Origin of the sequence: Mesorhizobium sp. NFR06 (genome assembly GCF_900115245.1) — a bacterium.
GTDB lineage: Bacteria > Pseudomonadota > Alphaproteobacteria > Rhizobiales > Rhizobiaceae > Mesorhizobium.
In genome coordinates this window covers 770,983-795,213 of record NZ_FOVT01000001.1, presented here as the reverse complement: position 1 = coordinate 795,213, position 24,231 = coordinate 770,983, and the positions used below count along the sequence as shown (strand labels likewise).

At 64.7% G+C, this 24,231-nt stretch carries 22 protein-coding genes; 10 read left to right on the top strand and 12 right to left on the bottom strand.

Features of this window, described 5'->3' with window-relative positions:
- Positions 1–7: 7 nt before the first annotated feature.
- The 7 genes from F3H96_RS03735 to F3H96_RS03705 all read right to left on the bottom strand — a co-directional run bounded on the left by F3H96_RS03735 (position 8) and on the right by F3H96_RS03705 (position 10,523).
- The gene (locus F3H96_RS03735) at positions 8–1,246 is read right to left on the bottom strand and encodes a caspase domain-containing protein (protein ID WP_244619884.1); all 1,239 of its coding nucleotides are present in this window, start codon (positions 1,244–1,246) and stop codon (positions 8–10) included.
- A 7-nt stretch (positions 1,247–1,253) separates the two neighbouring features.
- Complete coding sequence (locus F3H96_RS03730) at positions 1,254–2,351, bottom strand: OmpA family protein (protein WP_149790563.1); 1,098 nt, start codon at positions 2,349–2,351, stop codon at positions 1,254–1,256.
- A gap of 458 nt (positions 2,352–2,809) precedes the next feature.
- Entirely contained in the window at positions 2,810–5,359 is a 2,550-nt protein-coding gene (locus F3H96_RS03725) for a caspase family protein (protein WP_149790562.1), read from the bottom strand.
- A gap of 275 nt (positions 5,360–5,634) precedes the next feature.
- Positions 5,635–6,735 carry an alcohol dehydrogenase family protein gene (locus tag F3H96_RS03720; RefSeq protein ID WP_149790561.1) on the bottom strand — a complete coding sequence of 367 codons (1,101 nt, stop codon included), beginning with the start codon at positions 6,733–6,735 and terminating at the stop codon, positions 5,635–5,637.
- 9 nt (positions 6,736–6,744) lie between these two features.
- Positions 6,745–8,124 (bottom strand): aspartate aminotransferase family protein, encoded by a 1,380-nt coding sequence (locus tag F3H96_RS03715; protein ID WP_149790560.1) that lies wholly within the window; start codon positions 8,122–8,124, stop codon positions 6,745–6,747.
- A gap of 175 nt (positions 8,125–8,299) precedes the next feature.
- Positions 8,300–9,793: an NAD-dependent succinate-semialdehyde dehydrogenase gene (locus F3H96_RS03710; protein ID WP_149790559.1), complete on the bottom strand. Its 1,494-nt coding sequence runs from the start codon at positions 9,791–9,793 to the stop codon at positions 8,300–8,302.
- A 238-nt stretch (positions 9,794–10,031) separates the two neighbouring features.
- Positions 10,032–10,523 carry an Lrp/AsnC family transcriptional regulator gene (locus F3H96_RS03705; protein WP_149790558.1) on the bottom strand — a complete coding sequence of 164 codons (492 nt, stop codon included), beginning with the start codon at positions 10,521–10,523 and terminating at the stop codon, positions 10,032–10,034.
- 83 nt (positions 10,524–10,606) lie between these two features.
- On the opposite strand from F3H96_RS03705, the gene F3H96_RS03700 reads away from it, so the two are divergent.
- The 10 genes from F3H96_RS03700 to doeB all read left to right on the top strand — a co-directional run bounded on the left by F3H96_RS03700 (position 10,607) and on the right by doeB (position 20,523).
- Positions 10,607–11,992 (top strand): PLP-dependent aminotransferase family protein, encoded by a 1,386-nt coding sequence (locus tag F3H96_RS03700; RefSeq protein WP_149790557.1) that lies wholly within the window; start codon positions 10,607–10,609, stop codon positions 11,990–11,992.
- A gap of 136 nt (positions 11,993–12,128) precedes the next feature.
- Positions 12,129–12,914, top strand: coding sequence for an ectoine/hydroxyectoine ABC transporter ATP-binding protein EhuA (gene ehuA, locus F3H96_RS03695; RefSeq protein WP_149790556.1), 786 nt, complete (start codon positions 12,129–12,131; stop codon positions 12,912–12,914).
- 101 nt (positions 12,915–13,015) lie between these two features.
- Entirely contained in the window at positions 13,016–13,867 is an 852-nt protein-coding gene (gene ehuB / locus F3H96_RS03690) for an ectoine/hydroxyectoine ABC transporter substrate-binding protein EhuB (protein ID WP_149790555.1), read from the top strand.
- A 165-nt stretch (positions 13,868–14,032) separates the two neighbouring features.
- On the top strand, positions 14,033–14,692 hold the full coding sequence (gene ehuC / locus F3H96_RS03685) for an ectoine/hydroxyectoine ABC transporter permease subunit EhuC (protein ID WP_149790554.1): 660 nt from the start codon (positions 14,033–14,035) through the stop codon (positions 14,690–14,692).
- A complete protein-coding gene (gene ehuD, locus F3H96_RS03680; RefSeq protein WP_149790553.1) occupies positions 14,692–15,351 on the top strand; it encodes an ectoine/hydroxyectoine ABC transporter permease subunit EhuD in 660 nt (219 codons plus the stop codon). The genes ehuC and ehuD overlap by 1 nt, the downstream gene beginning before the upstream one ends.
- Positions 15,352–15,356: 5 nt before the next feature.
- Entirely contained in the window at positions 15,357–16,133 is a 777-nt protein-coding gene (eutA, locus tag F3H96_RS03675; RefSeq protein ID WP_149790665.1) for an ectoine utilization protein EutA, read from the top strand.
- Positions 16,134–16,316: 183 nt separating this feature from the next.
- Positions 16,317–17,309, top strand: a complete 993-nt coding sequence (gene eutB, locus F3H96_RS03665) for a hydroxyectoine utilization dehydratase EutB (RefSeq protein WP_149790552.1) — start codon at positions 16,317–16,319, stop codon at positions 17,307–17,309.
- Positions 17,306–18,298 (top strand): cyclodeaminase, encoded by a 993-nt coding sequence (locus tag F3H96_RS03660; RefSeq protein WP_149790551.1) that lies wholly within the window; start codon positions 17,306–17,308, stop codon positions 18,296–18,298. The genes eutB and F3H96_RS03660 overlap by 4 nt, the downstream gene beginning before the upstream one ends.
- A 39-nt stretch (positions 18,299–18,337) precedes the next feature.
- Complete coding sequence (doeA, locus tag F3H96_RS03655) at positions 18,338–19,516, top strand: ectoine hydrolase DoeA (RefSeq protein WP_149790550.1); 1,179 nt, start codon at positions 18,338–18,340, stop codon at positions 19,514–19,516.
- A 5-nt stretch (positions 19,517–19,521) separates the two neighbouring features.
- Positions 19,522–20,523, top strand: a complete 1,002-nt coding sequence (gene doeB, locus F3H96_RS03650; RefSeq protein WP_149790549.1) for a N(2)-acetyl-L-2,4-diaminobutanoate deacetylase DoeB — start codon at positions 19,522–19,524, stop codon at positions 20,521–20,523.
- A 33-nt stretch (positions 20,524–20,556) separates the two neighbouring features.
- Here the strand turns inward: doeB and F3H96_RS03645 are convergent, their stop codons facing one another.
- Genes F3H96_RS03645 through cyoC form a run of 5 tightly spaced genes read right to left on the bottom strand, consistent with a single transcriptional unit; the run spans position 20,557 to position 24,226 of the window.
- Positions 20,557–21,090, bottom strand: coding sequence for a response regulator transcription factor (locus F3H96_RS03645; protein WP_188131268.1), 534 nt, complete (start codon positions 21,088–21,090; stop codon positions 20,557–20,559).
- Positions 21,080–22,429: an ATP-binding protein gene (locus F3H96_RS03640; RefSeq protein WP_149790547.1), complete on the bottom strand. Its 1,350-nt coding sequence runs from the start codon at positions 22,427–22,429 to the stop codon at positions 21,080–21,082. The genes F3H96_RS03645 and F3H96_RS03640 overlap by 11 nt, the downstream gene beginning before the upstream one ends.
- Entirely contained in the window at positions 22,426–23,232 is an 807-nt protein-coding gene (locus F3H96_RS03635; RefSeq protein WP_149790546.1) for an SURF1 family protein, read from the bottom strand. The genes F3H96_RS03640 and F3H96_RS03635 overlap by 4 nt, the downstream gene beginning before the upstream one ends.
- On the bottom strand, positions 23,229–23,603 hold the full coding sequence (gene cyoD / locus F3H96_RS03630; RefSeq protein WP_149790545.1) for a cytochrome o ubiquinol oxidase subunit IV: 375 nt from the start codon (positions 23,601–23,603) through the stop codon (positions 23,229–23,231). Before cyoD ends, F3H96_RS03635 begins: the two co-directional genes overlap by 4 nt.
- Positions 23,600–24,226 carry a cytochrome o ubiquinol oxidase subunit III gene (gene cyoC / locus F3H96_RS03625; RefSeq protein WP_149790544.1) on the bottom strand — a complete coding sequence of 209 codons (627 nt, stop codon included), beginning with the start codon at positions 24,224–24,226 and terminating at the stop codon, positions 23,600–23,602. The genes cyoD and cyoC overlap by 4 nt, the downstream gene beginning before the upstream one ends.
- Positions 24,227–24,231: the final 5 nt, after the last annotated feature.

The window sequence follows — 24,231 nt, the reverse complement described above, 5'->3', positions numbered from 1 at the left end:
TCCAGGATTACTGGCAGCCGCCTTGCGCCCACCTGGCGAGCGCGACCTTGAAGCGGGTGCCAAGCGGATGCTGCAGGCGCAGGACGGAAACGTCGTTGGCAGCGAAATTCTTCGCCTGCTCGCACAGGCGGGCCTCATTCCACTCGTGACAGCCTTCGCAGTGCTTGCCTTGCCAGACCGACTTGTCGAGGCCTTCGACCGGGCTGAACAAGGGCTCCCCCTTGATCAACTGGGCTATGCTCTTGCCGTCGATCGCCGGGTCGCCGAACTTGACCGGACGATCGAAAAAGATCGGCCCGTCCGTCGCCAGCTTCGGGATCTTCTCGCGCAGCAGATTGAGCGCAAGCTGGTCGTCGGCCTGGCTGGACGCGGCGCCGGTATTGCGTGTTCCGGAGCCGGCTTCGGCCTGCGGCGCGGTCGCCTCGCCGACTATCAGCGGCGCATTGAGATCGACCTTGTGCAGAACGACCTCTGTGGTCAGCGAGACGTTGATCCAGGGACGCTGCTTGCCGGCGGTCACCTTGAATACGTCGCCGGTCACCCTGTTCATCGCTTCGGTGATGGAGACATTGGCCTCGCCGATATGCTGGAGCAACGCCGTGGTGAAAGGCGAGTGCTCGCCCGACCCGTCATAGGCAAGCTGGTTTGGGCTGGCGGCGAATGCGACCAGGGTGCCGGCGCCGCCATTCTCGATCGGGATTTCGGCAAGCCCGCTGCTTGCGCCTTTGACGCCGGCAGTCTTGGCCAGCACGTCGGCCAGCGGGTTGTCGCGGCATGCGTCCAAAAACACCAGCCTGATGCTGGTCTCGCGCGACATCTGGCGCAGGATGAAATCGATCGACACGGCCTCGAAGTCGAGCGAGGTCTCGTCCTCGAGCGCAGCGTCGACCGGGAGCAAATAGTTCATCCCCGCGACCTGCAGGCCATGACCGGCATAGAAGAAAAGTGCGATGTCGGCGCCACGCACCTGCTTGGCGAACTGGGCGACCGTGGCTTGTGTCTGCTGCTTGGTCAGGTCGAAGCCGGGGACCACCTCGAAGCCGAGGCCCCGTAGCCGTTCAGCCATGGCCTGGGCATCCCGTGCCGGATTGGCAAGCGGCGCCGCGTGCTGATATTGCGAGTTGCCAAGCACCAGCGCGATGCGCCGCTCGGCACTGGCGGCCGTCAACGTCACGAGCAAGGCAAGCGCCACAAGCCCGGCGGCGCGAAACATGCTGCCGCAAAGGGCGATCGGACCGGAAGCCACCGCGACCTCAGTTGGCGAGTTTGCTGGCGGAGAATTCGATCCGCCGGTTGAGCGCCTTGTTCTTGGGCGTGTCGTTGGCGGCGACGGGCTTGTCCTCGCCATAGCCGGCGGAGCTGATCTGGTTGCGCGGAACGCCGTCGGCAAGGAGCGCATCGGCGACAGCCTGGGCGCGCCGCTCCGACAGCAATCTGTTGGCCTCCGGCGATCCGTCGGAATCGGTATAGCCTGACACCTCGACCTTGAGAGCCGGGCATTTGCCGACAACGCCTTCGACTTCTGCCAGCAGCGGGCGGCTCTTGGCGTCGAGCCTTGCGCTCGCCTGCCGGAAATAGATGGCGCCGGTGCGGGACAGCACGGCAAACCGGTTGAGGCACTCCTCGTCGCTGAAATTGGCTTTCGCGGCATCGGTGGCGACGGGACCGACCTCGGCGGTGCTCGCCGCAACGGTCTGCAGGGCGGCCGGCTTGCCGCCGTCGGCGATGAAGACGAAATCAAAGGACACCGACACGGTGGGGACGATGTTGGTCACATTGGCGGCCTGCTGCAGTTTGTCGATGTTGGGGAGCAGGCCGAAGTCCTCGACATGGACCGCAACGGGCGCTTCTGAAGCGACGGAAACCTGGGTGTCGCTGATCATGGTGACGACGACACTCGCCTCGAGATCCTTGTCGACGCCGTGCAGACTGAGGCGGAACGGCAAGGTCGTCTTGACCCGGCGCTTGGTCGGCAGATCGGCGAACGCCGCTGGGTCCACCTTCGCCGTCACCTCGGCCGTCGGATAGGTGAAGGTCTCGAAAAACAGGAAGCGCATGCGGACGTTGCGAAGGTCGACGCCCGTGTCGACGGAATTGAGATCGAAGCTGATCTTGGCGTCGCCGGCCGAGCTCAGCGTGCCGGTGATGTTCCTGATCTTGTTGGTCTCGACGATCGTGTTCTTCTTGACCGACTGATAGGTGAGCACCGAAGCGGACGGATCGAGCGTCCAGTTCGGCGCGGCGCTTGCAGTCTGCGCTCCGACGACCAGCAAGCCCAGCGCCGTGGCAACGATCAAGCCAAAAGCCGCGGCCTTCGCTCGCGCTTTTCGCCAGAATGCGACTTCGAACATGGAACGCCCCCGCCAGGACAACCCGATCTCGTGGCGGAAGCATAGAGTACTCGCGCTTGCTTGGCGAGCGGTTACGGCAGGCTCGACAAGTAACTTGCCGGCCCGTGAGCGAGCGGAGTTGCCTGCTATCTAGTGCTCATCCCCAACCGCCCCCTCCGCCACCGCTACCCCCGCCCCCTCCGCCGCCTCCGCCCCCTCCGCCGCCGCCCAACGGCACGATGACAGGCGCGGTTTCGTTCTGAACGGGCTTCAGGTTCTTGGCGGTGACCTTCTTTCGCTTGACCACGCTTGGCGTCGTTGTTGTCGTACGAACGACCTTCGTCCTGTGCTTCGCCGTCGGCGTCGGCTCGACCTTGGGAGTCATAGTCGTGCAGCCTGCGGCAGCCAGAGCGCCAGATAGGATTGCTGCGATGATCGCCTGTTTCGATGCCCAGCCCACCACATTGCCTCCTTGTTGATCAGAACAAGTCGCGGCGCGGGTTGGCTTGTTCCCAGATCGCCCTGGCCGTCTTGACCAGTTGATCGTCCAACGAGCCATCCGCCGAGATCTTCGATTTGAGTTCCCCACGCATCTGTTTGAGAGCCGCCGTCTTCGCCTTCGCCCCGAATTTCGCCAGTGTGTTCCTGGCATCCGGAATTTCGTTGCGAAGATCCAGTGCGGCCGCAAAAGCAAGGAAGCGCACGGCTACGGCCTGGTCGGCCTTGTCGCCTCTCTGCATCTCCAGCGCCGCGCGGTCATACGCAGCCGACTGATCGCCGCGGGCGGTCGCCAGTTCGAACAGCCTTTTCGCTTCGGGCAAATCCTGCTGGACGCCGACACCGTCCCTGTACATGCGAGCAAGGCTGCCGGGAGCATAAGGCTGGCCGAGATCCATGGACTTCTGGAAAAGCGAAAGCGCGGCCTTGGGGTCCTTCTCGACTCCCATGCCGGCAAGGTAGTTGCGGCCGAGCAGGTTCATCGAATACATGTCCTGCCGCTCGACGCCGGCCTTGAGGAAGGCCACGGCGCGAGCCGGATCGGCAGGCACGCCGTTGCGACCCTCGGTGAAGATCGCGGCAAGATCGTTCATCGCGTAGGTATGGCCCATCGCCGCCGACTTGAGCAGAAGGTCCAGCCCCTTGCCGGTGTCGCGGTCGACTCCGTAACCGTTGAACAAGGCGCGGCCCCATGAGGTCATTCCGTAGGGGTCCCCCTTGTCGGATGCCGCCGCGTAGAATGTGTTCGCCTGCTTGCGGTTGGCGGGCATCCCCGTTCCCGTCGCGTTGAGGTAGCCGAGTTCGAACACGGCGCGGACATGCCCCTTGTCGGCTGCCTCCCGGATCTCCTTCTTGGCGTCGTCGACCTTGCCCGCCGCGAGCAGGGCGCGCCCAAGCTCATAGTGGAACCGGGCGACATCTGGATAGGCCTTCACCGCCGCCCGACAGACGTCCACCGCGTTGGTGCTAATTTCGTTCGGCAGCAGGCCCGGGACGACGCCTTGCAAGTCGAGGGGCTCACCGGCCTCCGCGTCGCACGGATCGACACTTGGCGACAGCTTCATCGTCGCCGGCTTTGACGAGGTGTTGTCAGCCCTGATTTCGAAGCCGACTATCAATGGTTTGACAGCGCCTATCTGAGGTTCGTAGCGCAACTGGTCGACTTCATCGGCCATCAGGCTCGATTGAGGCGACAAGGTCCGATCCGGCAGGGACAGCGTCCCGGTCGCCGGATAGCCCGCAAGCTTCAGGCTGACCGCGGGATCCTTGGTTGGGAAATCCAGCTTCAGCGGCACCGGGCCGACACCGACGGGGATCTTGACGTCGCGGTTCTCGATCGCTTCGGCGGCGCCGGCGATATGGATGCCTCGCTCCAGCACCTCCTGCTTCTGCTCGGACTCGAGCGAGGCCACGAGTTGCTTGCCCCCCGCACCGTCGCCGTTCTTGACCCGGAACACCAGGATGCCCTGCGATCCGCCGCCCCATTCGTCATGCGTGGCATAGGCCAGCATATCGACCTGGTCCTCGGCATCTGCTCCCTTCGGCACATCCATCGCGAGCCGCGGCAGATCCTTGCCCTGGATCGGCGCGCCGGTTGCGACCGGCTTGCCGTCCAGGATCAGACGCCCCAGCGCCGGCGGCCTTTCAATGCTGACGGTGACCGCGCCGCCATCGACATCGACCGGCACCGGCAGGTCGAGCGCGACAGGTCCGACGCCCGACGGCACGGTCTTCTCCAGCACCGGCGGCAAAGCCGGCCGGCTGGCGCGGCGCATCAGCACCACCTCGTCGATCAGCGAGGAATTCTCCCACGGAACCTGCGCGCCCTTGGTAGCCTCGACCACGTCGCGGCGGACGGCCGCCATGACCGAGCGTATCTCCTGGTTCGGCGCCAGCGCCCGACGGGAAAAGGCGGACGAAAACGGGCTGAGATCGCCGGAGCCGTCATAGGCGACCGCACCGGGCTCCGTGGCGAAGGCTATCAGCGTGTTCAGCGAGCTTTTCACCTGCGCAAGGCCGGTGCCGCCGGCCGCAATCAACTGGTCGCGCAGCCAGTAGTCCTTGCGCGGGAACGGGTTGTTGCGGCAGGCGTCGAGGATGATCACCTGGATCTTCGATTTGGCACGCATTTGCTGCAGGACGTCGTCGAGCTTGACCGCCTGGACCTCGATATCGGCCGCATTCTTGAGCGACGCATCGACCGGGATCAGGAAGTTCTCGCCGCCGATCTGGAAGCCGTGACCCGAATAATAGACGACCGCCAGATCGGCACCGTCAGCCGCCGCGAGATAGTTGCGGAACTCCTTCTCGAACTGAAGTTTGGTGAGGTCCTTGGCAACGAACACGTCGAACCCGGCCAGCCGAAACGTGTTCGACACATCCTCGGCATCCTTGTCCGGATTCTTTAGAGCCGGGATTTCGCGGTATTCGGAATTGCCGATGACAAAGGCAACCCTTCGATCGGCGCGTGCCTGGATCGTCGTGAGGCCCACGAGGATCAAGGCTGCAATCAGCGCGCAGCGTCGCAGCATGGCAAAATCCCTAACTGCTATCACCCGTCGGCCACAAGAACGCAGCTTGCGGCACAGTGGTCTGTTAAAGACTTCACAATCTGCCCGGACGGCAAGGGAAGGAAACGCGCCTCGATGGCAAGGCAGATCGCGTATCCAATCAACTGCTAAAATAGCTCAGAGGCCCGGGCGCCGCAATGACCTTGGCAAATGCGTCGGCACCTGGAAGGCACCACGAACCCCCGGCGATGGCGGCACCGCTCTGCGGCTGACGCTAGCGGGCGTCTTTTCCAGGGTCAGGCGCCGCTCCACATCGCGTCCGGCACGACCACCAGCTTGCCGACGAAGTCCTTGCCCATGAAGTCGGTCTGGGCGCGGTGGAAATCCGACAGCTTGTAGACGCCGCCGACCAACGGCTTGATCTTCTTTTCCTCGATGTAGCGCACGATGCGACGGAAATCGGCGCGTGTGCCCTGGCTGGAGCCATGCAGCTGGAGCTGCTTCAGATACATGGTGCGCAGATCGAGCTGCACGACCGGGCCGGCAATGGCGCCGGCCGTGGTGTAGCGGCCTTCGGGCCGCAGGATGCGCAGCAGGTCGTTGAAGATCGCGCCACCGACCAGGTCGGCGACCACGTCGATGGGTTCGCCGCCGGTCGCCTCGTTGACCGCTGCTGGCAGGTCGGCCACGCCGCGTGTGATCACCTTCTCGGCGCCGATGTCGTGCACGGCTTGTTCCTTGCCTTTGCCGACGACGGCATATGGGACGGCGCCGCGCGCCCTTGCCAGTTGCACGATGCCGGAGCCGACGCCGCCGGACGCGCCGGTGACCAGCACCCGCTCGCCGGCCTTCAGCGCCGCGCGCTCCAGCATCTGCTCGCCCGTGAGATAGGCGCAGCAGAAGGTGGCGAGTTCGACATCGCTCAAATCGGTGTCGACGACATGCGCGTTCTCGGCCGGCAGCGCCTGGTACTCGGCATAGCCGCCGTCGCGGCCATGGCCCATATAGTCGATGTCGGCGAGCGAATCGTCGTCGCGGTTGTAGATCGAGAAGTCGACCATGACACGTTCGCCGATGCGCTTCGCAGGCACGCCGTCACCGACGGCGACGATGGTGCCCACGGTATCGGTGCCCTGGATGCGCGGGAAAACCAGCGTGTTGCCTTGCCGGCGCCAGGTCGACACGGCACCCGCGTCTTCCTCGGTGCCATAGGCGCCCTGGCGCACCCAGACGTCGGTGTTGTTCATGCCGCAGGCGCTGACCTTGACCAGCACCTCGCCGGCGGCCGGCGCCGGCACCTTAACATCGGTGCGGTAGACGAGCTTCTCCAGGCCGCCATGGCCGGTAAGCTGCACGGCGGCCATCGTTGCGGGAGCGGTTCCGGTCATGGCATTCATGTCACTTTCTCAGATGCTGGCGAAAACGCTGTTCACCGCGTCGGCGGTCCTGGCGACGATTGTGTCGGCCTCCTCGCGCGTCAGGCAAAGCGGCGGCGCGAAGCCGAGGATGTCGCCCTGCGGCATGGCGCGGCCGATGACGCCACTTGCCGCAAGCGCCGTCGCGATCTGCGGTCCGACCTTCAGCGCAGGATCGAAGAAGACACGATCGTCTCGGTCCTTCACGAACTCTACCGCCGCCAGCATGCCGTCACCGCGCACCTCGCCGACATGTTTGTGGCCGCCCACGGCTTTCGTCAGCTCGGCGCGGAAATAGGCGCCGGTCACGCCGGCGTTCCGCACCAGGTCCATCTCGTCGATCAGCTCGAGATTGGCCACACCCGCCGCAACGCAGATCGGATGCGCCGAATAGGTCCAGCCATGGCCGAGAGAGCCCAGCTTGTCGGAACCCTTGACCAGCACCTGCCAGACCTTGTCCGAGACGATGACGCCCGACAGCGGCGCATAGGCCGAGGTCAGACCCTTGGCGATGGTGATCAGGTCGGGCTTGATGCCGTAGTGGTCGGAGCCGAACATGGTGCCGAGACGGCCGAAGCCGGTCACCACCTCGTCGGCGACGAGCAGCACATCATACTTGCTCAGCACGGCCTGGATCTTTTCCCAGTAGCCGACCGGCGGCGGGACGATACCGCCGGTGCCGAGGATCGGCTCGCCGATGAAGGCCGCGACCGTGTCCGGGCCTTCGGCAAGTATCATCTCCTCGAGCTTGTCGGCGCAGTGTTGCGAGAACTGTTCCTCGCTCATCGAACGGTCAGCGCGGCGGAAATAATAGGGCGCTTCCGTGTGCAGGATCGGCGCGCGCGGCAGGTCGAAGGCGTTGTGGAAGAGCTCGAGCCCGGTCAATGAGCCGGTCATGACGCCCGAGCCGTGATAGCCGCGCCAGCGCGAGATGATCTTCTTCTTCTCGGGCCGGCCGAGAACGTTGTTGTAGTACCAGATCAGCTTGATGTTGGTCTCGTTGGCGTCGGAGCCCGAGAGGCCGAAATAAACCCTCGACATACCCTTCGGCGCGCGATCGATGATCATCTTGGCCAAGGTGATCGAGGCCTCGGTGCCGTGCCCGACATAGGCGTGGTAGTAAGCGAGGTTCTTTGCCTGCTCGGCGATGGCATCGACGATCTTCTGGCGGCCATAGCCGACATTGACGCAATAGAGACCGGCGAAGGCATCGATGCTCTTCCTGCCGGTGTTGTCCCAGACGGTGACGCCCTCGCCGCCGGCCATGATCCTGGCTGGCGACTCACCGCGCGCGTGCGTGCCCATATGCGTCGAGGGATGGAAGAAGTGGTCGCGGTCCCAGGCCGAAAGTTCATTGGATTGTTCGAGCATTTTTTGACTCCTTAACAATAATCGCCTTGGCGCGATCCAAAGGTGTGTCGAGATTCAGGTTAGGCCGAGCCGAAAATGGTCGCTTCCGAGAACCGGGACGCAGCGTACTACGTGAGCACCGGAAGCACAGGAAGCTGCCGTTTGCAGGCCGGCATCACCTGAATCTCGACACACCTTAGGCGACATCCAGGCAAAGGTATTTGAGGTCGGTAAAGGCTTCGAGGCCGTGGCGAGAGCCTTCGCGGCCGATGCCGGACTGCTTGACGCCGCCGAACGGGATCGGCGCGCCGGTGATCTTCACACGGTTGATCGCGACCATGCCGTAGTCCAGCGCGCGGCCCATGCGAGATTGCCTGGCGCCGTTCTCGGTGACGACATAGGCGACGAGCCCGTATTCGGTGGCGTTGGCGCGAGCGACGACTTCCGCCTCGTCGTCGAACGGCGTGACGGCAGCGACCGGACCAAAGGTCTCTTCGCGCATGATAAGCGCTTCGTCTGGCACATCGACGAGCAGCGTCGGCTGGTAGAACAGAGGCCCGGCAGCGTGGCGCTTGCCGCCGCTCAGGCAGCGTGCACCGCGGGTGAGAGCGTCGGCCACCTGCTCCTCCACCTTCTTGACGGCGCGCTCATGCATCAGCGGCCCGATATCGGCGTCTACGGATAGCCCGTTGCCGGTGCGGAGGCCCTCGATGCGGCGGGCGAAAGCGGCGCAGAACCGTTCGTAGACGGGCCGGTGGACGTAGATGCGGTTGGCGGCCAGGCAATCCTGGCCGGAGGTGGCGAATTTGGCGTCGAGCGCGATCGTGACAGCCTTATCGATATCGGCGTCGTCGAAGACGATCAGCGGCGCGTGGCCGCCGAGCTCCATCACCAGCCGCTTCATGGTCGCAGCACTTTGCGCGGCGATCAACCTGCCGACTTCGGTCGAGCCGGTGAAGCTCATGGCGCGCACCCGCGCCTCAGCGCACATGACGCCGACAATGGTGCGCGCGTCGCCGGTCACGACGTTGAAGACGCCGGCCGGAAGCCCGGCGCGCTCGCCGAGCTCGGCCAACGCCAGCGCCGACAGCGGCGTTTCCGAGGAGGGATGAGCCACCACCGTGCAGCCGGCGGCAAGCGCGGCGGCGGCCTTGCGGGTGAGCATGGCGGACGGAAAATTCCACGGCGTCACCACGCCGACGACGCCGAGCGGCTCGCGGCGCACGGTCATCTCGGCATTCTGCAGATGGCTGGTCACGCTTTCGGCGTTGAGGCGTTTTGCTTCCTCGGCATACCACTCGACGAAAGAGGCGGCGTAGTCGATCTCGCCCAGCGATTCCTTCAGCGGCTTGCCCTGTTCGAGGGTCATCAGAAGCGCCAGGTCGTCCTTGGCGGCGGTGATCAGATCGAACCATTTTCGTAATGTCTTCGCGCGCTCCTGCGGCAGCACCGAGCGCCACGCCGGCAAAGCGCGAGCTGCCGCGTCGATCGCCTCCGTCGTTTGTCCGGCATCGAGCACGGCGACGAAGGCGACGGAGGAGCCGGTAGCCGGGTCGGTGACCTCGAAGCTCGCCGCCCCTTTGCCGGCGGTCCAGTGGCCACCGACATAGCCAAGATCGCGCAGCAACCGGCGATCGGCAAGCCGGTCCAACGCTTCGTGACGGTGCGGGCGAGCAAAATGCGCGGACATCGACATCTCCCTTCGATGTCCGAAGGATGAGCCGTGCTCGGCGAAGAATGGGACTGTTTCAGCGGCTGTCGGTAGAGGGATTGTCTCTATTGATGAGCGGACGTAGCTAATCTCTCTAGCCAACCGGCCGGCGGATGGTGCCGAACCACCAAAATTGGCCGAGCCTCCTCAGCCTCGTCACCCTGGGGCGAAGCGGGAGCGCAGCTCCGTCGCGGAGACCGAGGATGACGATGACCGCTTACGATTGCCCCGGCATGAGGTCGGCCACCGGCAGCACGGTGTCGTCCTTGACCGTCTTGGTGACGATGTAGGTGAAGTAGCGGTCGATGCCGATCTCGCGTTCGAGCAGGCCGTCGACCAGACGCTGATAGGCATCGATGTCGCGCGCCATGACCTTGAGCACGTAGTCGACGCCACCGCCCACCGACCAGCAGGCGACGATCTCCGGCACATCGCGCACGACACGTTCGAAACGGTCGAAATCGGCCTGGCGATGGTTCGCAAGCGTGACCTCCATCAGCACGGTCGCCACCGGGGCGATAGCGCGCATCGCGATCGAGGCATGATAGCCGGCGACGATGCCGGCCTTCTCCAGCTTGCGCAGCCGCATCCAGCATGGCGTCGGCGACAGGCCGACCTTCTCGGCCAGCGCCAGCTTGGTGATGCGTCCGTCGCGCTGGATGGCGTCGAGAATCCTGAGGTCGATCGGGTCGAGTTTCGCTGCCGCCATGCGGGATCCGCCTTTCGTTGCGGACACCATGACGATGCATTATTTCGATTGTCAATTGCACTGATTTCGATCTCTAATAAGTCATGACATTATGGCAGCCCGATCCTGCTCTCATCCGCCGGCCGGCCTATCTCTCGCTGGCCGACCAGTTCGCGCGCGCCATCCATGACGGACGGCTGGCCAATGGCGCGCAGCTGCCGACGCATCGCCGGCTGGCGGACGATCTGAAGCTTTCGGTGCAGACCGTCAGCCGCGCCTATGAGGAACTGATCCGCCGCGGGCTCATTTCCGGCGAGGTCGGACGCGGCAGCTTCGTGCAGACGCAGCGCCGCGAGCCGGAGCCGCCCTACATCCCGGAACGGCTGGGCGAGGTCATCGACCTTTCGATCCTGAAGCCGGTCTGCGAGCCGATGCATCTGGAGAAATTGAAGCAGGCGCTGGGGTGGCTCTCCGAGAACCTGCCGTCGAGCTCGGCGCTGTCGTTCCGGCCCAACATGGTGTTCCCGCGCCACCGCGCGGTCGCGGTCGAGTGGCTGAGGCTTTGCGGCCTCGAAGCCTCGCCGCAGAACATCAGCCTGACCAACGGCGCCACCGCCGGCATGACAGTGGCGCTGATGAGCGTGGCGCCCCCCGGCTCGACCGTCGCCACCGAGGCGATCGGCCACCACACGCTGATCCCGCTCGCCCGCTATCTCGGCTTCAACCTCGAAGGCCTGCCGATCGACGGCAACGGGCTCGTTCCCGAAGCGCTCGACGAGGCCTGCCGGCTCTCGGATATCCGCGCCGTCTTCGTCCAGCCTTCGGTGATCAACCCGACGGCGACGCTGATGGACGCCACGCGGCGCGAGCAGATCGCGGCGGTCGCCCGCAAGCATGACATCGCCATCATCGAGAACGATGTGCTTGGACCGCTGGTCGAAGGCCGGCCGCCGGCGGTCGGCGCCTTCGCACCGGAGCGCACGCTTTACGTCACCTCCTTCACCAAGATCACCGTGCCCGGGTTGCGCATCGGCTATCTCGCGGTGCCGGACCGCTATGTGGCCGCTGTCGCCAACCGCCACCTGGTCTCGAACTGGATGGCGACGCCGATGGTGGCGGAGATCGCCACACGCTGGGTGACCGACGGCACCGCAATGGAACTGGTCAACTGGCAGCGCGTGGCGTTGCGGCGGCGTCAGGAGATTGCCGCCGAAATGCTCTCCGGCGTCGACTATCGCGTCCATCGCGACGGCCTGCATCTGTGGCTCGAGCTGCCGGGCGACCGCGCCGAAGAGAGCTTCGTTTCGCAAGCGCGCCTGCGCGGGGTGGCGATCGCGCCGGGCACCTCGTTCCGTATCGCCGACACGCCCTGGCATCCGGCCGTGCGCATCTCGCTTGGATCGACCACCGAAGGGGAACTGCGCGCGGGCTTGAGCGTTGTCGCCAAGCTCCTGCTCGGCGATCCGGAGCATCTCCTGCTCGCCATCTGACGCACAAGCAGAGCGCAAATTGCCCTGAAATTGTGCCGCGCCGGAAATATTGTCATGATATTATTTTCCCAATTGACATGATTTGACGCGTTTCGCATCGTTAAGGGCATAGGCTTCTCCAGAACGGGGAAATGGATTGCCCGCGCCCATCATCAAGGTTGATGCGATTTCGAAGAGCTTCGGCGCCTTCAAGGTGCTGGACGGCCTGTCGATGCAGGTCATGCCGGGCGAGAAGCTGGCGCTGATCGGTCCGTCCGGTTCCGGCAAGACGACGATCCTGCGCATCCTGATGACGCTGGAGAAGATCGACGGCGGCCACATCCAGGTCGACGGCGAGCAGCTCTACCACATGGAGCGCAACGGGCAGCTGCAGCCGGCCGACGAACGGCACCTGGCAAAGATGCGCCAGAAGATCGGGATGGTCTTCCAGCTCTTCAACCTGTTTCCGCACAAATGCGTGATGGACAACGTGACCTTGGCGCCGATGCTGACCAAGGGCCTCGCGCGCACCGCCGCCGAGAAGCGGGCGATGGAACTGCTCGACATGGTCGGCCTCGCCGACAAGGCTAAGGCGATGCCGGCGCAGTTGTCCGGCGGCCAGAAGCAGCGCGTGGCGATCGCAAGGGCGCTGGCGCTGTCGCCCAAGATCATGCTGTTCGACGAGGTCACCTCGGCGCTCGATCCGGAGCTCGTCGAGGAAGTGCTCAACGTCATGCGCAAGCTCGCCGCCGAGACCGACATGACGATGCTTTTGGTCACCCACGAGATGGGCTTCGCCCACGACTTTGCCGACCGCGTGCTGTTCTTCGATCGCGGCAGGATCGTCGAGGAAGGCAAGCCCGATGAGATTTTCCGTCATCCCAAGCAGGAGCGAACGCAGAGCTTCCTGAAGAAGATCATCGCGGCCGGACATCGCGTCTGACCGCAATGCAAAAGGGCGGCGTCGTCGTCCCCGGGCGGCGCAGCCGCTCCGAGGCGACACAACCGCCGCAAACCAAGAAGAGAAACAAGGAGTTGGGAACAATGAAGAAACTTGCCATTCTGGCCGGCGTCGCCGGCCTCGCAGTGAGCACGATGCTGCTCGCCTCCGGTGCGCGTTCGGCCGACGACGCCAAGCTGGAGCAGCTCAAGCAGCAGGGCTTCGCCCGCGTCGCCATTGCCAATGAGCCGCCCTATACGGCGGTCGCCGCCGACGGCAAGGTCTCAGGCGCAGCGCCCGACGTGGCGCGCGAGATCTTCAAGCGTCTCGGCGTAGGCGACATCGTCGCTTCCATCTCGGAATACGGCGCGATGATCCCAGGCCTGCAGGCCGGCCGCTTCGACGTCGTCACCGCCGGCCTGTTCATGAAGCCGGAACGCTGCGCGGCGGTCGCCTATTCCGAGCCGGTGCTGTGCGACGCCGAGGCGATGCTGGTGAAGAAAGGCAATCCCAAGGGCTTCAAGAGCTATGAGGACATCGCCAAGGATGCCTCCGCCACGGTCGGCGCGCCGGGCGGCGGCACCGAGGAAAAGCTGGCGTTGAATGCCGGCGTGCCGCGCGATCGCGTCATCGTCGTGCCGGACGGCCAGAGCGGCCTGAAGATGGTGCAGGACGGCCGCATCGATGCCTATTCGCTGCCCGTCCTGTCGATCAACGACCTGGTCAAGAAGGCCAACGATCCGAACCTGGAAGTGATCGCGCCAGTGCAGGGCGCGCCGGTCTATTGCGATGGCGCCGCCTTCAAGAAGGGCGACGAGGCGTTGCGCGATGCCTATGACGTCGAGCTCGCCAAGATGAAGAAGTCGGGCGAGTTCGCCAAGATCATCGAGCCCTACGGCTTCTCGGCCAAGGCTGCGATGTCGACGACGCGCGAGAAGCTTTGCGCGGCGAAGTAAGGCGGCGAGTTCTGCCTTCTCCCCGTTCACGGGGAGAAGGTGTCACGAAGTGACGGATGAGGGGCGGCGCCAGCATTTCAAGGTTCGCGCTGCCCCTCATCTGCCTACCGGCATCTTCTCCCCGTAAACGGGGAGAAGAAAGCTAACCGCAAACGTTGGAACCCAATGACCCAGTGGTCCGGCTATCTCGGCCTGATATTGCAGGGAGCGCTTGTCACCATCGAGCTGACGCTGATGGGGTCGGTGCTTGCGCTGGTGATGGCCTTCCTTGCCGGCATGGGGCGCGTGTCGCGCTTCTTCGTCGTGCGCGCCTTGGCCACGACCTACATCGAGTTCTTCCGCGGCACCTCGATCTTCGTGCAGCTGTTCTGGGCCTATTTCGTGCTGCCTTTCGCTCGCCTGTCGCTGACGCCGCTGCAGGCAGGCGTGCTGGCGCTGGGGCTCAATGTCGGCGCCTACGCGGCCGAGGTCGTGCGCGGCGCCATCCTGTCGGTCGGCCGCGAGCAGTATGAGGCCTGCACGGCGCTCAACCTCGGCCGCTGGCAAGGCATGCGCCACGTCATCCTGCCGCAGGCGCTGCTGGTCATGCTGCCGACCTTCGGCAACAACGCGATCGAGCTGCTCAAGGCGACCTCGGTCGTGTCGCTGATCTCGCTCGCCGACCTGACCTTCCAGGCGCAGGTGGTGCGCTCGCAGACCGGCAGCACGCTGATGCCTTTCGTCTCCGTGCTCGTCATCTATTTCGCGCTCGCGCTGATCATTTCCTGGGGCATCCGCTCGCTGGAGCGCCGCATGGCGCGCGGCCTCGATGGAGTGAGGGTCTGATGGACTGGGATTGGAATTTCGTCCGGGAGATCATGCCGACCCTGATCCAGGGCGTGAAGATCACCATCCTGGCGACGGTGCTCGGCTCGATCCTGGCCGCGATCGTGGGGCTGGGGATCGCGCTGGCGCGGCGCTCTGAGAACCGGCTCGTCGCGCGCAGCGTCGGCTGGTTCGCCGAGTTCATCCGCGGCACGCCGCTTCTGGTGCAGCTTTACTTCATCTTCTATGTGCTGCCCGACATCGGCATCCTGTTGCCGCCGCTGGTGGCGGGCGTCATCGGGCTTGGCCTGCACTACGGCACCTATACGGCCGAGGTCTACCGCGCCGGCATCGACAACGTGCCGCGCGGGCAATGGGAAGCCGCGAAAGCCTGCAATCTCAGCGGCCGTCACACCTGGACGCACATCATCCTGCCGCAGGCGATCCCGCCGATGATCCCGGCCTTGGCCAACTATTTCATCGCCATGTTCAAGGAGACGCCGCTGCTTTCGGCGATCACGGTGCTGGAGTTGATGAACCAGGCCAAGAGCGTCGCCAACACCTATTACCGCTACATCGAGCCGATGACGCTGGTCGGCGCCTTCTTCCTCGTCATCAGCCTCTGCTCCGTCGTGCTGTTGCGCTGGCTGGAGCATCGCTACGGCAGGATCGAAAGATGAAAGTCATGAAACCATTGCCCGATATCCGCCTCGAAACGGCGCGCCCCACGCTGGACGCGCGTCCGCTGGAAAAGCGCGTCGGGCTGATCACTCTGGCGACCGATCATACCAGCGAAGTGGATTTCCGCCGCATGGTGGCGAGCGAGCGGATTGGCGTCTATGTCGCGCGCATCCCCTATGCCAATCCGACGACGCCGCAGAATTTGCGCAAGATGCAGCCGTCGCTTTCGGCCGGCGCAGCACTCATCCTGCCCGACGAGCCGCTCGATGCCGTCTGCTATTCCTGCACCTCGGCCTCCGTGGTGATCGGCGACGCCGAGATCGAGCAGGCGATCCAGGCAGCCAAACCCGGCGTCCCCGTGGTCACCCCGCCCATGGCCGGCGTGCGCGGCCTCAATGCCTTCGGCGTGACGCGCATCAGCATTCTGACCCCCTATACCGTCGAGACCAGCCGGCCGATGGCCGCCTATTTCGCGGCGCATGGCTTCGACATCCAGAGCTTCACCTGCCTTGGCTTCGAGGACGACCGCGAGATGGCGCGCATCGCGCCGGCATCGCTCGTCGAGATGGCGCGCAAGGTCACACATCCCCAGGCCGACGCGCTGTTCGTCTCGTGCACCGCGCTGCGCGCCGCGCTCGCGGTCCCCGGCATGGAAGAGGCGATCGGGCGCCCCGTCGTCACCAGCAACCAGGCCAGCGCCTGGAACTGCCTGCGGCTTTGCGGCGACGATGCACAGCGGCCCGATTTCGGCCGGCTGATGACAAAGCCGCTTGGACAGTAAGATCATGTCCTGCGTGCACGAGCGACTCCCTCTGGCCTGCCGGCCATCTCCCCCTCAAGGGGGGAGATTTGCTGTTGCTCGGCTTTCGCTAATCACTGAAGTCGCAGGAAGAGCGACGGCGCCGAAGCTGCTGATCTCCCCCCTCGAGGGGGAGATGGCCGGCAGGCCAGAGGGGGTCGCCCCGTGACGCGCGCCATCTCCCTTTCGGACATCCGTGTCGCCAGTGAACGTATCGTCGGCAAGGTCGAGCGCACACCTACCGTGCTGTCGCAAAGCCTATCGGATCGCGTCGGCCATCCCGTTCATCTCAAGCTGGAACACCATCAGACCACCGGTGCGTTCAAGCTGCGCGGCGCTTCCAACGCAATCGCGGCGTTGAGGGCGGAAGAAAAATCGCGCGGCGTCGTCGCCGCCTCGACCGGCAATCACGGCCGTGCGCTGGCGCATGCGGTGAAGCTCGAAGGCATGCGCGCGGTGATCTGCATGTCGAGGCTGGTGCCGCAAAACAAGCTCGACGCCATACGCCGCCTCGGCGCGGATATCCGCATCGTGGGCGACAGCCAGGATGACGCCCAGCAGGAAGTCGACAGGCTGGTGAGGCAAGAAGGGTTGATCATGCTGCCGCCCTTCGATCATCCCGACATCGTGGCGGGGCAAGGCACGCTCGGACTGGAGATCATGGAGCAGGTGCCGGACGCAGCGGCCGTGCTCGTGCCGCTCTCCGGCGGCGGACTGGCGGCCGGTGTGGCGGCAGCGGTCAAAGGTGTGAGCCCGAGCACCAGAGTCATCGGCATCTCGATGGCACGCGGTGCGGCAATGAAAGCCAGTCTCGACGCCGGCCGTCCCGTGCAGGTCGAGGAACTGCCGACATTGGCGGACTCGCTCGGCGGCGGCATCGGCCTCGAAAACCAGCTGACCTTTGCCATGTGCCGGGATTTGCTGGACGACGTCATCCTGCTTTCCGAGGATGAAATCGCAGCCGGCATTCGCCATGCCTATGAGCAGGAGCGCGAGATCGTCGAGGGCGCTGGCGCCGTCGGCATCGGTGCGCTGCTTTCCGGCAAGGCCAGCCTGAGCGGCCCGGCTGTTCTCATCCTCTCCGGCCGCAACATCGATATGGACCTGCACCGCCGCATCGTCTGCGGCGAATCCTTTACGATGGAGGTCGCCGCATGAACCGCATGACGATCCTCACCGAAGCGGAACTGCGCAAGATCGTGACGCTCGATCTGGCAGCCGTCACCTGCGTCGAGAATGCTTTTCGCGCTTTGGCAACGCAGCCGGTGGCGATGCCGCCGATCCTAAGGCTCGATATTCCCGAGCAGCGCGGCGAGGTCGACGTGAAGTCCGCCTATGTGCCCGGCATAGACGGCTTCGCCGTCAAGATAAGCTCCGGCTTCTTCGACAATCCGAAGCTCGGCCTGCCCAGCGGGGGTGGCATGATGGTGCTGCTTTCGGCAAAGACCGGCGTGGTCGAGGCGCTGCTGCTCGACAATGGCTATCTGACCGATATCCGCACGGCGGCTGCCGGCGCGGTCGCGGCCAGGCACTTGTCGCGCGAAGACTCTGCCGTGGCGGCGATCTTCGGCGCCGGTTTGCAGGCCGGATTGCAGCTCGAAGCCTTGCGCCTCGTGCGGCCGATCGAGGAAGCCCGCATATGGGCGCGCGATGCCGCCAGGGCCGAGGCGACCGCCGCCCGCTTGCGCGAGAAACTCGGCATCGTGGTGCGCGCCGAGCCGGATGCGGCGAACGCGGCGGCCGGCGCCGATATCATCGTCACCACCACGCCTTCGACCGAGCCGCTGATCAAGCCCGGTTTCCTCTCCGCCGGCCAGCACATCACCGCCATGGGTTCGGATGCCGAGCACAAGAACGAGATCGCGCCGGCGATCCTGCGCATGGCGGACCTCTATGTCGCCGACAGCGCCAAGCAGACACGGCGTCTGGGCGAACTCCACCACGCGATCGAGGCGGGCGTGATGGCGGCCGACGCCGAAGTCACCGAACTCGGCCAGATCATTGCCGGCGACAAGCCCGGCCGGCGCTCGGCGAGCGACATCACAATCGCCGACCTCACCGGCACGGGCGTCCAGGACACCGCAATCGCCACTTTAGCGCGCGACCGTGCGCGGGCGGCGAATGCCGGAACGATTTTTGAAAGCTGATGCTGGCCGCGAGGCCCAACAAAACGAGGACCAAGAACAATGCAGCCAAATCTGAAATTCTCGCGCGGCGAATATGCGGAGCGCCTCGCCAAAACGCGAAACGCCATGGAGGCCAAAGGGGTCGATCTGCTGATCGTCAGCGATCCCTCCAACATGGCCTGGCTGACGGGCTATGACGGCTGGTCCTTCTATGTGCATCAGGCGGTCATCGTGCCGCCGTCGGGCGAGCCGGTCTGGTATGGCCGCGGTCAGGACGCCAACGGCGCCAAGCGCACCGCCTATCTCGCACATGACAACATCATCGGCTACGCCGACCACTATGTGCAGTCGACCGAGCGGCACCCGATGGATTTTCTCGCCAGCGTGCTTTCGGAGCGGCGCTGGGACAAGCTGACCATCGGCGTCGAGATGGACAATTATTGGTTCTCGGCCGCCGCCTTCGCTTCGCTGCAGAAGCACCTGCCCAACGCCCGTTTCGTCGACGCCACCGCGCTGGTCAACTGGCAACGCGCGGTGAAGAGCCCGACCGAGATCGACTACATGCGCAACGCCGCCCGCATCGTCGAGGCGATGCACCAGCGCATCGTCGACAAAATCGAAGTCGGCATGCGCAAATGCGATCTGGTCGCCGAGATCTACGATGCCGGCACGCGCGGCGTCGACGGTATCGGCGGCGACTATCCGGCGATCGTGCCGCTGCTGCCGTCGGGCGCGGATGCCTCGGCGCCGCATCTCACCTGGGATGACAAGCCGATGAAGGTCGACGAAGGCACCTTCTTCGAGATCGCCGGCTGCTACAACCGCTACCATTGCCCGCTGTCGCGCACCGTGTTCCTAGGCAAGCCGACGCAGGCTTTCCTCGATGCCGAGAAGGCGACGCTGGAAGGCATGGAAGCAGGCCTCGCCGCGGCAAAGCCGGGGAACACTTGCGAGGACATCGCCAACGCCTTCTTCGCGGTGCTGAAGAAATACGGCATCGTCAAGGACAACCGCACCGGCTATCCGATCGGCATTTCCTATCCGCCGGACTGGGGCGAGCGCACCATGAGCCTGCGCCCCGGCGACCGCACCGAGCTCAAGTCCGGCATGACCTTCCACTTCATGACCGGCCTGTGGCTGGAGACGATGGGGCTGGAGATCACGGAGTCGATCCTCATCACCGACGCCGGCGTCGAGTGCCTGGCAAATGTGCCGCGCAAGCTGTTCGTGAAGGACTGAGACCGATGTCCGCTTTGCGTCCGTCGCCGATCACGCCGACCTTCGACTTCGAGCGCGACGGCGTCCAGCACGGCTTCCTGCGCCTGCCCTACAGCCGCGACGATTCCGCCTGGGGATCGGTGATGATCCCGGTCTGCGTCGTGCGCAACGGCAAGGGCTCCACGGCGCTGCTGACCGGCGGCAATCACGGCGATGAGTATGAGGGGCCGCTGGCGCTCTACGAACTCGCCCGCACGCTTGACCCGAAAGACGTGTCCGGCACGGTCATCATCGTGCCGGCGATGAACTATCCGGCTTTCCGCGCCGGCACGCGCACCTCGCCGATCGACAAAGGCAACATGAACCGCTCTTTCCCCGGCCGGCCGGACGGCACGGTGACGGAGAAGATCGCCGACTATTTCCAGCGCGAATTGCTGCCCCACGCGGACATCGTTTTCGACTTCCATTCCGGCGGCAAGACGCTGGACTTCGTGCCGTTCTGCGCCGCGCATACGCTGCCGGACAAGGCGCAAGAGAAAAAGGCCTTCGCCGCGGTCGAGGCTTTTTCGGCGCCGTTTTCGATGCGCATGACCGAGATCGATGCGGTCGGCATGTACGACACGGCCGCCGAGGAAATGGGCAAGGTCTTCGTCACCACCGAGCTCGGCGGCGGCGGGACATCACGGGCCGAGACCGTGCGGATTGCCCGCCGCGGCATCCTCAACGTGCTTCGTCACTCCGGCATTGTTTCCGGTGCGGTCGAGAAGACTCGAACTCAGTGGTTGGACATGCCGTCGGGCGATTGCTTCGCCTTCGCCGAGGATGACGGCATGATCGAGACGATGGTCGATCTCGGCGAACTCGTCGAGGGAGGGCACGTGGTGGCCCGCATCCATCCGGTCGGCCGTACCGGTCAGGCGCCGCAGGAGATCAGGGCCAGGATGTCGGGGCTGCTCGCCGCGCGTCACTTCCCGGGCCTGGTCAAGGCCGGCGACTGCGTGTCGGTAATGGCTGTGGCCGTTCCGTAGTTGCCGTGGCGCAACCGTCTTTGCGGAATTTCCCTACTGCACCACGCGCTTCTCGAGCTTGCGGGCCAACGTGCGCCGGTGCAGGCCGAGCCGGCGCGCGGTCTCGGAGATGTTGAAGCCGGTTTCGACCAGCGTTTCGTGGATGCGTTCCCATTCGAGGTTCTTGATCGAGGTGGGGCGGCTGGTGAGCGGCACCGAAACGTCGCCCTCGGCGCGGCCGAAGGCAGCCTCGATGTCGTCGGTGTTGGCGGGCTTGGCCAGATAGTGGCACGCGCCGAGCTTGATCGCCTCGACCGCGGTGGCGATGCTGGCAAATCCCGTCAGCACGACGATCCGCATCGAAGGATTGCGGGCGCTGAGTAACTTGACGCATTCGAGACCCGATCCCGCTCCGAGCTTGAGATCGACGACGGCATAGGCCGGAACGGCCGTTTCCAGCGCGACCAGCAGCGCCTCCCGGTCGTGGCAGACCACGACGTCGTAATCGCGCTTCTCAAAGGAACGTTTGAGCGTCCGCGCGAAAGTCGCGTCGTCCTCGACGACAAACAAGGATCGATCAGAACTCACGATCGTCTCCATCGGTCAGCGCCGCCAGCGGCAGCGAAAGGGTAACGCAGGCGCCCTCGGCCATGTTGCGCGCCGAAACGTCGCCTCCGAGCTTGCGCACCACATTGAACACCAGGAAGAGGCCCAGGCCACCGCCTGGCCGCCCCTTGCTCGACATATAGGGCTGGCCGACCGCGGCCAGAATATCCTTGTCGAAACCCGGTCCGCGATCCTTGACGGAGAGCACCAGCTTCTCATCCCGCCGCTCGGCGGTGATGCCGATCCAATCGTGCGATGCTTCCTGCGCATTGTCGAGCACATTGAAGATCACTTGCTTCAGGGCGGTGTCTGACACGATCTGCTCGTCCGGCTCGAAACCGTTGCTGAAGTCGAGTTTGGCAGGCTGGCGGCTGACACGCCACTCCTCGACGAGATCGTCGAGGAAGCCACGGATCGTGGTGCGGATCGTACCCTCGCCCCGCGCCTGGCCGGAGGACATGAGGATGCCCGTAAGGATGCTTTTGCAGCGCTCGATCTGCGCCTGCATCTCGGCCACGTCCTCGGAGAGCTCTCGGTTGCGCTTGACGCCGCGCATCTGGCGCCAATCGGACAGGATGACCGAAATGGTCGCGAGCGGCGTGCCCAGTTCGTGCGCGGCACCGGAGGCCAGCAGGCCCATGCGCACGATATGGTCCTCCTCGGCCGAGCGCTGGCGCAGGTCGGCGAGATAGGCATCGCGTTCGCGCAGGTTGCGGTTGATGCGCGTCATGAAGATGACGATCAGTCCGGCTGCCAGCACGAAGCAGATGAACATGCCGCGCAGATGCAAGGCCAGAAGATCGCTGCCGCCGTGATGCGGGAGCGCGATCGGCTGGAAAACGAAGATGAGGAAGACGAAACAGGCCGAGGCAGCCACGACCAGTATCCAGGTCGACCATGGCGCCAGCAGCGCGGCACCCAGCGTGATCTGCAGGAGATAGAGCGACACGAACGGGTTCGAGGCGCCGCCGCTCAGGTAAAGCTGCGTCGTCAGCGCCGCCATGTCGAAGATCAGCGCGACGAACAGTTGCGCGTTGCTGATGCGGCGATTGCCGCGCAAGGCCAGCAGGCTGAAGATGTTCAGCCCGACGAGGAAAAGCACCACGCCGGCCATCTCGGCCAGGGGTAATGGGATAGCGAACCAGTATTGCGTCACCAGGATGGTCAGCACCTGTCCCGCGACCGCCAGCCACCGCAGCTGGATGAGCAGGAGCAGGTTCTTCCTGTTCGTCACGTCGGAGTTCGAGGCGGCGACCTGGCCGGCAAGAGGAGTCGCCAGGAACGATTTGTCGCGATGAAGCAGCGAGAGCGAGATGTTCATCTTGTCGTGCCCCGCCGCCGGCGGCCGGCGAAGATTGGCCTGGCGAGAGCGATCGCCAGCATCGCCGCAAGGGCAAACCAGGTCAAAGCGTAGACGAGATGGCTGTTGCGGAAGGTGACGACGGTGAGCCCGCCGCGCGGCCAGCCAGCCGCGCTGGACGCCTCGGAATCGACGAAATAAGGCGCGACATCGGTCAGGCCGCGCGCCTTTGCGATGGCATCGACGTCGCGCGAATACCAGCGATTGGCCGCCGGATCGTTGCTGCGCAGGAAACCGCCGCCGGGTTCGCTGATACGCAGCAGCCCTTCAACCACCGCCGGCGAGGTGAACCCGCCACTCTCCCGCTCGAACTCCGCCTTGCGCTCCCGCGGGATGAAGCCCCGGTTGACGAGGACCATGAAACCGCGGTCGCTGCGCATCGGCGTCAACACCCAATAACCGCCGCCAAGCTCGGTCACCGCCTGCACCAGGGTGTTGGCGCCGCTTTGAAACTGCCCTCCCAGCTTCACATGGCGGTACTCGAACGAGGCAGCGTTGATGCCGCTCCAGGTTTCGGGGCCCGGGGCATCGACGACCGGCGCATGAATGCGCTGATCGACGCGGGCGATCAGGTCGAGCTTCCAGACGCGTCTTTCAAGCTGCCAGATGCCAAGGCCGAGAAATACCAGAACGCCGAGAAGCGCGAGCAGCACAAGGAACAGTCGCGACGCAGAGCCCTTCGACGGCGCGTCATAGGAGCCGATACCCGCCCGGCCGATCATGCCCTCGACGCCGGCCTTCCCCGCATCTGACACACGGCTCATGGCATCTGCCGCATCTCGTGGAGGCCCGGCATCATGTTGGCGTTGAGGTGGTACATCACCCAGAGCGAGCCGCTCAGCACGATGACCACGAGGACTACCGTGAAGATGAGCGCCAGCATCGACCATCCGCCTTCCGAAGCGGGGGTCATGTGCAGGAAGAAGACCATGTGCACAACGATCTGCACCACGGCGAAGGCCATGACGATGATGGCCGTGGCCTGCTTGTTGTCGATGGCGCCGGTCATCACCATCCAGAACGGGATGGCGGTCAGGATCACCGACAGGACGAAGCCGATCAGATAGCCCTTCAGCGAGCCATGCGCGGCGCCGCCATGCAGGTGGCCGTGATCGGCATGATCATGAGCGCTCATCGCAGCATCCCCATCAGATAGACGAAGGTGAAGACGCCGATCCAGACGACGTCGAGGAAGTGCCAGAACATTGAGAGGCACATCAGCCGGCGGCGGTTGGCCTCAATGAGACCGTATCTCGCGACCTGCACCATCAGCGTCACCATCCAGACTATGCCGAAGGTGACGTGCAGGCCGTGCGTGCCGACCAGGGTGAAGAAGGAGGACAGGAAGGCGCTGCGCTGCGGCGTCGCGCCCTCATGGATCATGTGCGCGAATTCGTAGAGCTCAATGGACAGGAACCCGAGGCCGAAGAGCATGGTGACGACAAGCCAGCCTTGCGTTGCCGCGACCCGGCCCTTGTCCATGGTCAGCATGGCAAAGCCATAGGTGATCGAGGAGCAAAGCAGCATGGTGGTGTTGACGGCCACCAGTCCCAGGTCGAACAGGTCCTTCGGCGCCGGCCCCGCCGCGTAGTTGCCACCGAGCACGCCAAAGGCGGCGAACAGCATCGCGAAGACCAGGCAGTCGCTCATCAGATAGAGCCAGAAGCCGAGCATGGTGCTGCCGCCTTCGGCGTGCGCATGCTCCTCTTCCAGGTGAAAGACCGGTTCGGCGTCGGCCGTGATTGCCGTCGATGTCATGCTCA